We start from the raw sequence: 11,031 nt of genomic DNA, 5'->3' as shown, positions 1-11,031 counted from the left end.
AGATACAGCTTCTTCTTTAAACTCAGTTGAGTACTGTTTGTAGGTTCGTTTCTGACTCATAATGACACCTCAATAGCTGACTGATATTGTCGCTAATTAAAGTGTCCAGTTCTATTAGACCAGTTCATGACAGACTTAACGGGATTACCACCTGAAGGCCTTATTAACCAATCAATATTTGCTCTTTTCCACGACAGCTCACCGGAAGAAAATCCTTTAAAATCATTATTTTATGCATCAACTGAGGAAAACCCCTCTATAGAAAGGCCATTCTCGATTAATACATTTGAAACCAAAATTAGAAGGATCAGCGAAAATATTGATGTTCAGATTCAAATACGGCAACTGGACAACTCTAAAACAGCTCAAGACATAGCGTTCATTATACTGATTATTGATATCCAAAAACGAAAAAAATATGAAAAACTTCAAGATGATTTTATTGCAAATATAAGCCATGAATTCCGAACACCCGTTACCGCTATACTGGGAAGTCTTGATCTAATAGATTCAGAAAAAATAGGCAACCTACCGGAAAAGATCAAGAAACTAATTAAAAATTCGCTTAGTAATGCACATAGATTGAAAGCATTGGTTAACGACGTTGTTGATTTCGCAAAACTTAAATCAAACAAATTAAATATCGAATTACGTAATGTGGAGCTATACCCCTTATTAACTAGGTCCACTGAGCAACACAGTACTTACCTTTCTGAAAAAGGTATTCGCCTTGAGCTTTGCCAGTTTGAATCGAACATTAGTATTTGCGTTGATCCGATCCGATTTGAGCAGGTCATATCAAACTTATTATCAAATGCTATCAAATTCTCTCCTAGTTTTTCAAAAGTTAAAATAGATATTTATGTAGAACATAATAGCGTAACCATATCAGTAGAGGACCAAGGACCTGGAGTCAAACCTGATTTCATTCCTTTTTTATTCACTCAGTTCAGACAAGAAAAAAGTGATATGAATCGTCAATTTGAGGGGTCAGGATTAGGATTAGCGATCAGTAAGCAACTGATTGAAGGAATGGGAGGTAAAATAGGTTACAAATCAGCATTATCCAAAGGCGCTATTTTTTGGGTCTCCATCCCCATCCACGTTAAACCTATACTTTAGTACTCTTTTGGTATCGATCTGAATCCGCTTTCTGGCGACCTCACGTTCAGACATCTACACTCAATAAAAAACCTTGGTACGACAATAATGAAGTATTTAACCTTAAAGGCATTATCCTGCTTAATCCTATTGCAAATCAACACACAGGCAGTGGCCACTCCAGACTATCAAGCCGTGATTGACTCAGATCAGCGTGGCAAATGCTTTTATGGATATGTGGCGCGAAAAACAGGTGATCACACCAGCGCTATTCGAATCTTTGAGGACTGTATTGCTCGTTGGCAAGATGGCTATTCCTACATTGGGCTGGCACAAATATATGAAACAGGTGTTGGTGTACAGAAAGATCTCGCTTACGCAAATACCTTACTGCGCACCGCCGCTGAGCTTGAAGGTGGCTATGCCAGCCTTGCGAAATACAATTACGCCCTCAACTTGTTCGAGGGCAAGGGGGTCGAGGCCAATCCAGACTTGGCGTGGCAGTGGATGAGGCTCTCAGCAGAGGACGGTTTTACGCCAGCTTTAGAATATTTAAAGTTAAAAGGTGCCCCTTAAAAAGTACAGCTTTTAGTCAACTAAGACGATCGGCTCTAGACCATTCTTACGTGCAAATTCAAGTAACAACCCTTTTGACCGTATCTCGTCCATAAAATGATTGACTGTCTTTAACCATTGATCCTCATTGAGTGGGACTGCATACGCATAATCCGTTGGTGCTAGTGGAGTTGGAGGCTCAATAAGACGAGCCCATTGAGTTAAAGACACCATTCTGAGCGCATAAGGGTAGTCGGTCATGAACACATCCGCCCTGCCAGACATAACTTCTTGTTCTCTGGCCATAAAATCATCCACCACGGTTAGTTCGGCATACTCTAATTGATCACGCATTACAGGTTCCATATACGTGCCTTTTTGAGCCACTACTATATTGCCTAGCTGATCTATATCCTCCCATGACTGTATATCTGAATTGTTCTTTCGACCCACTGCAAAAATACCACTACGGAGATGCGGTTGCGTAAACGCCATAAACTGCGCACGATCTTCACGTACTCCAACACCATGCATGGCTATATCGCAACGATTGTTTGATAAATTTTCCACAAGCATCGCAAAAGAACTGTCTACAAAAATGATGTTTACATCGAGAAACTCTGCAAATGCATGCGCAATATCAATATCAATCCCCTCTAACATTTGAGTACGAGGATTACGATACGTAATGGAGTAATAGTCTGGCCAAATACAGACACGTAATTCGTTATTCATTTTTATATTGAGCAATCGGTCAGCTTTTTTGGCACTTAATTCTTCAGCAATGCTGACGTTATACACATATAGAAGCATAGCAATCAGACCAAAGCGCTTTAATTTCATTTCGTGAGTTCCAATCTTATGTGCTAGAATTGCGGAGCTTAAATGTTAATAGATTAAATTGGAAGCGTAGGGTTGAGTACTTTAGATCTACAAAAACTTCAGTCTGTTCGCTCGATATTTAGTTTACACAGGTTATACACGCATTGGCGTTTCCTTGTGTTAATTGTCATACTGTTTTTTGCTTTGATCAGTACCGTAATAATGACGGTATGGAGCAGTCTCAAAAAAGAAAATGATCTTAACAATCAAAGAATTACATTCCAAAGCCAAATATTAGAGCGCAGTATTACACGTACACTGGAGTCTGTGGAAGCCAGTATTCTTTCACTGGAAACACTCATCCCTCAACGTCCTCTAGACACTGAAGACCCAAGTTGGCTCGCCCGCTTAAGAGAGCGTATTGATGACACCCTATACTTCGCCCCTCATATTCGTCAAATTCTCGTTCTGAAAGACACATCCGTCTTAATAGACAGTGCAGGACGCAGTGAAGGTAAACATCTTGATACTCAGCATCTTCAACTGGATCAACATCGAAACTCACGTTCATCAAATGGTTTAATTATCTTTGGTTCAATTGATCAACGTTTTGTCCCCATGACGGATCAAATGACCATCCGTTCTAACCACTCAATACTGATTACAGGTCTTCCTTTATGGTTTAAGGAGGAAAAGGGGGAAACCTACTGGATACTTGTTGCACTCAATCCAGATTACTTCACTGAGCTATTCGATCAGAACGAAGGGGCAAATGGTGCTCATTTTGATTTAAGCTTAATCGGCTATGATAACGAACGCTTAATTTCAACATTACCTAAGCATACTCCTTTACCCGATGTATCCTTCTTACTTGAGTCCGGGCTTAAAACTCAACGAATACCATCCGAACACCTGACGCACGCCTTGAGTCTTTCATTGCGTTACCCTGTTATCATTTCGGTCACACAATCAAAGCAGGACCTTCTTTACAACTGGCGCTCCAGTAACAAAAATCAAATGATGATGCTGGTTGCTTTTCTTCTACTTATACTGGTTTCTTTTACTGGCCTCTTTATCGAAGTACTGCGGCGTTCTGTTATTCAAGAACAAAAGAAGCTTCTTTTTAGTGCAGTCGAACACTCAACCGCAGCCGTGATCGTTACAGATAAATACCGTACTATTGTTTATGTCAATTCTGCAGTTGAACGCTTGTTTGGATTTTCATCGGATCAACTTATCGGACAAAACCCAAATTGTTTAGCCAGTGGCTTAACCTCTCCCGAGGTGCTCAATCAACTTAACACACATTTGCAGCAAGGCTTGGATTGGGAAGGAGAGTTAATAAACAAAACCATCTCAGGTCATCCAATCATCGTGGCCACTCGAATCTCTGCCGTTAATAATGATCAACATGAGCTTACGCACTTCGTCGGCATCATGGAGGATATTACTGAACGACAACAACATCTCGCATTACTGCATGAGCAAAACATCAAACTAAGCCAGCTTGCAAGCGTATTTAGCCATGCTAACGAAGGGATTATGATCTGCGACCCAAATGGGGTGATCCTGGAAGTTAACGATGCTTTTTGTACAATCACTGGCTATGAACGATCAGATGTGATTGGGCAAACACCCAGATTACTCAAATCTGGACACCAAGACTCACAATTTTATGCTGAACTTTGGAGCGCGATTCAACAAGATGGAAATTGGAATGGAGAAGTCTGGAATAGGCGAAAAAATGGCGAAGTGTTTATAGAGCACCTTACCATTACGGCGGTTCGAGATGAAAACCATACGATTGTTCATTACGTTTCATTGTTTACTGATATTAGTCTTCAAAAACAGCAGGAATCTCGTCTGCAAAAAATGGCGCATTTCGATCTTTTAACAAACCTACCCAATCGTTCTTTGCTCTTAGACCGCTTGAAACAAGCAATACTGAATGCTCATCGCCATCATCGTAAACTGGCTGTTGTCTTTATAGATTTGGATGGCTTCAAAAGAATCAATGATGAATATGGGCATGACGCAGGCGATAGTTTACTGCGCTTCGTAGCCAAGCAAATGAGTTTATCCCTGCGAGAAGGCGATACATTAGCAAGGATTGGTGGCGATGAATTTGTTGCAATCTTAACCGATCTTAGTGATCAAGATGCCTGTAAAAGAACGGCCAAGCGCCTGCTTCAAGCATGCACGACCACGCACACGTATAAAGACAAGCGCTTTAATGTTTCGGCTAGCTTGGGAATAACGTTTTACCCGCAGGAAAAAACACTCGATTTCGAAGATTTATTAAAACAAGCCGATCAAGCGATGTACGAAGCAAAGCTATCTGGCAAGAATCAATTCAGCATCTTTACTCAAGTCATCGAGTGAGTTCAAGCAAGGCACTTACTCTACAATAAACGCCCCTTTCATCAAAGCAGAATGCCCAGGAAACGAGCAGAAGAAGGTAAGGTCTTTTCCTTTCAAATCGGCCACTGAAAACTCGATACTCGTGCTTTCCCCGCCCCCGATTAGATCCGTTGCTGCAAAAATTCGATCATCGCCTTCAGGCAAATAGTTATTCGCCGCACCCGCCGCCATGGCAGCAGTAGCAACGGCACTAAGCTGATCCGATTCAACCAATACCCAATTATGGCCCATGACTGTTTTGGCTAAATTACCCGAATGAGTCAACGTAAGATTAACGGTTTCGCACCCAGCCGGAACACGAAGCTCAGTTTCTGTAAATCTCATTTGATCTGTACTATCAATGCTCAACTCGCAGGTTGATGCAAAAGCAAAAGCAGGCAAGCATAGCAATAGGCTCGTTAGCGTAAGACGTTTCATTTGAAAACTCCGTTATTAACTGACGGATTGATAGTAATCATTATTATTACTATTATCAAATAAAAAAATAAATCACCATACATGCGAAAAATTGAAAGCAATGAATAAAAAGGATAGATTGATATCAACCGATTAAAAATAGTAATTAATGATGATTGAACGCACCCATCTTCGTATTCTTCGCGAGCTAGAGCGCAAAGGCTCCGTCACAGCTGCAGCAGATGCCTTGAATCTCACGCAATCCGCACTCAGTCATACTGTCAAAAAGTTGGAGTCTATGATTGGAGGGCCTCTTTGGGTCAAAGATGGGCGCGGTGTCCGTTTAACCCAAGCAGGCCATTACTTATTAAAAGAAGCAAAACGTGTACTGCCACAACTCGAGCGCATCGATGAAACACTGCTTCAATTTGCCCAGCATGAGCAAGGCAGCCTAAACATTGGTATGGAATGTCATCCTTGCTATCAATGGCTGCTTAAAGTTGTTAGCCCTTTTTTAAGCCAGTTTCCCAATGTGGATCTGGATGTTAAGCAAAGTTTTCAATTTGGCGGTATGGCCGCTCTTTTTAATCATGATATCGATCTTTTAGTCACCCCCGATCCATTACACAGACCCGGTGTGACCTTCGAACCTGTGTTTTCGTATGAATTGGTTCTCGTGGTGGGGGCAACCCATCCACTTCATGATCTTAACCATGTTGAGCCACACGCACTCGTCAATGAGGTTTTATTAACCTATCCGGTTGATGTGGATCGATTGGATATTTTTCAGCAGTTTTTATTGCCTGCGAATTGTCGTCCTAAAAAGCACAAAACCTTAGAAGCAACTGAAATTTTGCTGCAGATGGTTGCATCAAACCGTGGTGTCACAGCCTTACCACGCTGGCTCGTGGAGCAGACAGCCAACACCTTGCCGATTCGCCCCCTTCGTTTAGGGCAAGAGGGCATTTATAAGCATATTCACTTAGGACGGCGCGATGATGATCGCGACTCCCCATTAGTGCAGTCTTTTTTTGATATCGCTAAAAGCATCACTTTTTAGCGATGGAGTTGTATTAAACTTTAAATTTTTCAACCTCGTTACTGAGTATTTTCGACGCATAACTCAGACGCTCTGTCGAACTGAACGTTTCATTAAAGGCCTGCCGACTCGCTTCGGACATTTCATTAATGGTGATCATATTGCGATTAATATCATCTGCCGTCATGGACTACTGCTCGGCAGCACTTGCTATCTGAGTGCTCATGTCCGCAATCTGTTCAATCGCTTTCATCATTTCATTTAACTCAGATAAGGTCACGTTGGCTAGCGTCACTGTCTCAGATGTTTGCTCACGACTCTTTTCCATCGCTTGGTGAGCACGACGTGACTCTGCGATTAATGCACCAATCACTTCACTGATTTTTTCGGTACTTTGCGCTGATCGCGTCGCTAACGTTCTCACTTCGTCTGCCACCACTGCAAACCCTCGACCTTGATCACCCGCTCGCGCAGCTTCGATCGCCGCATTTAGGGCGAGTAGATTGGTTTGCTCGGCAATATTACGAATGACATCAATGATTTGATTGATTCCCTCCGTCCTAGCTTGTAAATCATTCATCACCTGTGAGGTATCTTGAATATTATGATTCAACAGCTCTAGGGTTGTCAGCGTTGTTGTCAGCTGCTGCTGGCTATTGACCGCTTTCTCTTCAGCAATACGTGCCGCTTGCGCTGTTTGTGCTACATTGCTTGACACTTCGTGTGCACTGGCCGTCATTTCTGTCATCGCTGAGGCAACAGTATCAGTACTCTGGGCTTGGAGTTGGGTTAAACGAAGACACTCGTCCGTTTTACTATGAACACTTTGAGCTTCTTGGCTTACATCCTCTGCATTACGCTTGACCAATGTAACTAAGGTTTGTAACCCCCTCTGCATTCTACTCAACTCAGCCAGTAAACTTTTGTCGGCGCCCGGTGCCACCTCAACCTTAAGAGACAAATCCCCTTCGGCAATGGCATGCGTCACCTTTACGGCGTAGTTGACGTCACCACCTAAGGCCAAACTCATGCGACGGTAAAACACCAGACTGATAAAGGTCATTAAGGCTAACGCAAATGCCATCAGCAGTAACGTTGAGGTAACCGCTTGGTTCCGGCGCTGATTGGCTATCTGATAGGCTGTACTGGCCTGTTCACTGCTCAAGGCTAACTCCTCAAGTAAGGGCACGCGAAAAGCTTGCCAAATGGGCGCTTCTGTCGAAATCGTTGCCAATGCCTGCTCAGTACGTGCGTTCGACGCATCTTGCATCATCTGCTGTGACAGTCGCATCCATGTGGAGTGCAACACCAGCAATCTATTCAGCTTCTCAATGTTCATTTGTTGAATTTCTGTAATGGCAGCGGTCATTTCCTGTTCTGCGCGCTCATAGCTTCGATTCGGCTGCTCATTGCTGGGATTCGTAATTTTAGCCAGCACCGCAAGGCGTAAGCCTAATGACTCAGATAAAAGCTTAGACAAATGCCTTTCTACATCAACATCGGTATTAATATGCTCGACTAAGGTTTGTGCACTTTTATTCATCAACACAAAGGTTGAAGCAGAGGAGATCAACATTAAGATCAAGGCTGATAGGATTAAAAGACTAAGAGAGCGCTTTATATTGATCATAACTTTCCGCTTCGCTGATGGGTAACTTAAGCATTATCTGATAAAGAAAACGTAAATCAATCATCATTTGATCTGAAATGAGTAATATTGGCATGTATCGCATTAATTTTGACTGCGTTTTATTCGATAGGCCAGCGCTGGGCGACTTAACCCAAGTAATCGAGCAGCTGCCGCAATATTGCCTTCAGATCTATTCATCGCTCTTTCAATTAACGATTTTTCGAGAGTTTCTATGCTAATCTGATGTACCAAGATTTGCTCTGATAAAGAGTCAATAAACACCCTTTCTGATGAAGAATTTTCAAGCTGACCCGATGATGTATTAATTTTTCTGACTTTATCATGTTCATGTGAACTTTTATTCCCGCTCATACTGAACAAACTCTGTTCTGTAATCGAGCTATTATCATCTGTCAGAATGATACCGCGCTCAACCGTGTTTTCCAGCTCGCGGATATTCCCTGGCCAATTGTGATCATGCAGTGCCGCGAGGGCGCGGTCTGTAAATCCTAAGGTCACTTTTCGATACTGTTTTTCATATCGCTTCCGGAAATGCTCAGCGAGGAGGGCAATATCATTTTGGCGTTCACGTAAGGGTGGAATAATGACCATATAGGCGTTGATACGGTAGAACAGATCTGCACGAAAACGCCCTGCTTTGACTGCATTTGCCAGATCCTCATTGGTCGCCGCAACAATGCGAACATCTACTTTTCGAGTTTGGTCATCGCCAACACGCTCAAGCTCTCCTTCCTGAATCACGCGTAGCAGAGCGGCTTGAGCTCTGGGTGATAATTCAACCACTTCATCTAAAAAAATAGTTCCAGCATGAGCCCTCTCAAATCGCCCCTTACGGGATTGGGTCGCTCCTGTAAAAGCCCCCTTTTCCACACCAAATAACTCTGACTCAATCAACTCTGGCGGAATCGCCGCACAATTAACAGCTACAAAAGGGCCATCCTTCCGTGAACTCATGCTATGCACACGCCGAGCCAACACCTCTTTGCCGGTTCCCGTTTCGCCAATTAATAACATGGTCACCTCGGCGTTTGCTCCACGGTCTATCATTTCTAATGCACTTGTGAAGGGTGGAGCCTCACCTATTGCCTTAGGTAGATTCTCTGGGTAACCAAGACTCTGCTCTAAATCCGCGATGCGGGATTGCAGTTCGTAGAGTTCGTCAATCAATGGGGCTTCACGAAACAAATGACTAAACTCTTCGTGATCGGGCCATTCCGATGCGACTTTACCAACAATTCGACAATGCTGATCCCCTTGCCCTCGACATTCAACTTCCCGAAACTGTATATCCAGGCCAGTGAAGTAACTCGAATATGCGCATGCGTAGCCTAAAAGCATCCAGCATGCAGGCTCTTCAAGCTGCCCTAATGACATTCGACAGATTTCAACTTCAAACGAATCAACCCATTCAAACTCGGCGTAGAAATGTTTTTTAGCAGGGTCGTATTCAAGTGCTAGAGGAATAACTTTGACCATTCCTCGAAGGCAGTGAAGTTGAGGGCCGGTTAGAAAGGCTTGATCTGGGTCTGCATCTGGGTTTAATTTTTTTGCCAACTCAGCATCACGCATACCGGAATAGTACCCTAACCGCATGAAAAAGCCTTTGGCTCGCGCCATGCCTAAGGTTGTAATAATTTCCTTTCGAAAGCTTGAAAGCGCACCCAAACCCATCAAAACAGTCCGTTGTTCAGCTAACCAAATTTTGCCTTCCTCTGGATTAAAATGTAGCTTTTCAACAAGATGCTTAATGTCCGGAAACACTAAATTGCTATAAGTCATGGTATACCTTGTTTTTATTATATCGATCATGAGAATAGCTGAATTCGTCGTTTAAGTGTATCTAGACTAACGGCTCTGCACATAGCCTTTAACAGACGTTAGGTCGTTCTCACTTAACGTCTGCCAGTGTGAAAAGCGCTAAGTACTTTATCGACCTAGCTGCTTGGCCGATTTTCCTGCGATACCAAAATGTTGTTTTGGCATTTCAGTGATAATGACACGAACCGCATCGATAGGTGTATCTAAAGAGGATGCGATTGACTCTGTGATTGACGCAATCAAACGTTCTTTTTGCTCATCACTTCGCCCCTCCATAATGTAAAGCTGCGCAATTGGCATAACGACCTCCTTTGAAGGATGCATTTTGGGCCACCCGTTTGCCTAACGGATGACACATTTCGATGCAGACTCAATCATTAAAACACTTTCGTGAGTGCAACTCTCAACTTAGTCCCTTCAAACCCCTGTTTAACACTGTGCTCTTGGTAAACGCCTGCATCAATTCCCATCATGAGCTGTGGCCAGAAATAGCCAGCAGACAGCCCGATAGCGTGGCTTTCAGACTTTCCACTCTCTAACTCCCAGCGGCTATAACCGACAAGCCCCAAATCCAACAACCCTTGATGCTTACCTATCCCCCACTCAACTACGAGCTCATCCTTAACACCGCTTTTATCGGCTATTTCATAACGCGACAAGGCTGAGAAAGAGAGATCCTTTTTATCGTTCAAGAAATAAGTCCCCCCAAGCGTCAGCATCAGCTCGGTATAGCCAAACCCAGGATCAGCGGGACGGCTACTTTTACCTGTAGGACTCCAAATACCCGCAGCAGCGACAGCATCCCAGCGATCACCATGCCAACCAATCAAGGACCCTACAAAGAGGTCACCGAGTCCGGTTTGTTTGTCACGTACCATGCCGTTACCAATATCCAGATCCGTTCTGACCATAGGTAAAATCGCCTCGAAACCCAGTTGACCACCGAGCACTTCGGTTTCTGTGACCCAGATAAAACGGTGTGCTAAGGCATCCACTTTTACACGGCTATTCGGTGGTAAACCGTCCGCTTTATCTGCGTCATAATGAACGGCGTAACCACGATAGTAGACACCCGGTGGCGGTACAACGGCTGATTTTACCCCTTCAATGCCAGGCACATATTGACCAGCATGAGAGACTAAGGGGGACAGTAGTAAAGCGGCTAAGGCGCAGGCTTTAAACGTATTCATAGCATTTCCTTTATTAATTTTATTGTTGGAATACAGCA

At 43.4% G+C, this 11,031-nt stretch carries 11 protein-coding genes; 4 read left to right on the top strand and 7 right to left on the bottom strand.

Annotation, left to right across the window (positions count from 1 at the left end):
- The first annotated feature begins 126 nt into the window (after window positions 1-126).
- Both F5971_RS07735 and F5971_RS07730 read left to right on the top strand, forming a co-directional pair.
- Window positions 127-1,122 (top strand): sensor histidine kinase, encoded by a 996-nt coding sequence (locus F5971_RS07735; RefSeq protein WP_193494603.1) that lies wholly within the window; start codon window positions 127-129, stop codon window positions 1,120-1,122.
- A gap of 87 nt (window positions 1,123-1,209) precedes the next feature.
- Window positions 1,210-1,677 carry a tetratricopeptide repeat protein gene (locus F5971_RS07730; RefSeq protein WP_036508241.1) on the top strand — a complete coding sequence of 156 codons (468 nt, stop codon included), beginning with the start codon at window positions 1,210-1,212 and terminating at the stop codon, window positions 1,675-1,677.
- A 12-nt stretch (window positions 1,678-1,689) separates the two neighbouring features.
- Here F5971_RS07730 and F5971_RS07725 read toward each other — a convergent pair whose 3' ends face one another.
- Window positions 1,690-2,499: a substrate-binding periplasmic protein gene (locus F5971_RS07725; protein ID WP_036508238.1), complete on the bottom strand. Its 810-nt coding sequence runs from the start codon at window positions 2,497-2,499 to the stop codon at window positions 1,690-1,692.
- Between the two features lie 156 nt (window positions 2,500-2,655).
- Here F5971_RS07725 and F5971_RS07720 point away from each other — a divergent pair, with 156 nt between their 5' ends.
- On the top strand, window positions 2,656-4,860 hold the full coding sequence (locus F5971_RS07720) for a diguanylate cyclase domain-containing protein (RefSeq protein ID WP_193494602.1): 2,205 nt from the start codon (window positions 2,656-2,658) through the stop codon (window positions 4,858-4,860).
- Window positions 4,861-4,875: 15 nt separating this feature from the next.
- Here the strand turns inward: F5971_RS07720 and azu are convergent, their stop codons facing one another.
- On the bottom strand, window positions 4,876-5,316 hold the full coding sequence (gene azu, locus F5971_RS07715; protein ID WP_036508236.1) for an azurin: 441 nt from the start codon (window positions 5,314-5,316) through the stop codon (window positions 4,876-4,878).
- 148 nt (window positions 5,317-5,464) lie between these two features.
- Between azu and F5971_RS07710 the strand changes: the two genes are divergently transcribed.
- On the top strand, window positions 5,465-6,355 hold the full coding sequence (locus F5971_RS07710; protein WP_343042583.1) for a LysR family transcriptional regulator: 891 nt from the start codon (window positions 5,465-5,467) through the stop codon (window positions 6,353-6,355).
- A 13-nt stretch (window positions 6,356-6,368) separates the two neighbouring features.
- On the opposite strand, the gene F5971_RS07705 is transcribed toward F5971_RS07710, so the two are convergent.
- The 5 genes from F5971_RS07705 to F5971_RS07685 form a co-directional block, all read right to left on the bottom strand.
- A complete protein-coding gene (locus F5971_RS07705; protein ID WP_193494601.1) occupies window positions 6,369-6,521 on the bottom strand; it encodes a hypothetical protein in 153 nt (50 codons plus the stop codon).
- A gap of 3 nt (window positions 6,522-6,524) precedes the next feature.
- A complete protein-coding gene (locus F5971_RS07700; protein WP_193494600.1) occupies window positions 6,525-7,964 on the bottom strand; it encodes a methyl-accepting chemotaxis protein in 1,440 nt (479 codons plus the stop codon).
- A 102-nt stretch (window positions 7,965-8,066) separates the two neighbouring features.
- Window positions 8,067-9,764: a sigma-54-dependent Fis family transcriptional regulator gene (locus F5971_RS07695; protein WP_193494599.1), complete on the bottom strand. Its 1,698-nt coding sequence runs from the start codon at window positions 9,762-9,764 to the stop codon at window positions 8,067-8,069.
- Between the two features lie 147 nt (window positions 9,765-9,911).
- The gene (locus F5971_RS07690; RefSeq protein ID WP_036508231.1) at window positions 9,912-10,103 is read right to left on the bottom strand and encodes a 4-oxalocrotonate tautomerase family protein; all 192 of its coding nucleotides are present in this window, start codon (window positions 10,101-10,103) and stop codon (window positions 9,912-9,914) included.
- A 77-nt stretch (window positions 10,104-10,180) separates the two neighbouring features.
- On the bottom strand, window positions 10,181-10,993 hold the full coding sequence (locus tag F5971_RS07685) for a SphA family protein (protein WP_193494598.1): 813 nt from the start codon (window positions 10,991-10,993) through the stop codon (window positions 10,181-10,183).
- Between the last annotated feature and the right edge of the window lie 38 nt (window positions 10,994-11,031).

This window comes from Nitrincola alkalisediminis (assembly GCF_009821115.1).
Taxonomy (GTDB): Bacteria; Pseudomonadota; Gammaproteobacteria; order Pseudomonadales; family Balneatricaceae; genus Nitrincola; species Nitrincola alkalisediminis.
The sequence above is the reverse complement of the archived record's forward strand: the minus strand, read 5'-3'. Positions and strand labels throughout refer to the sequence as shown.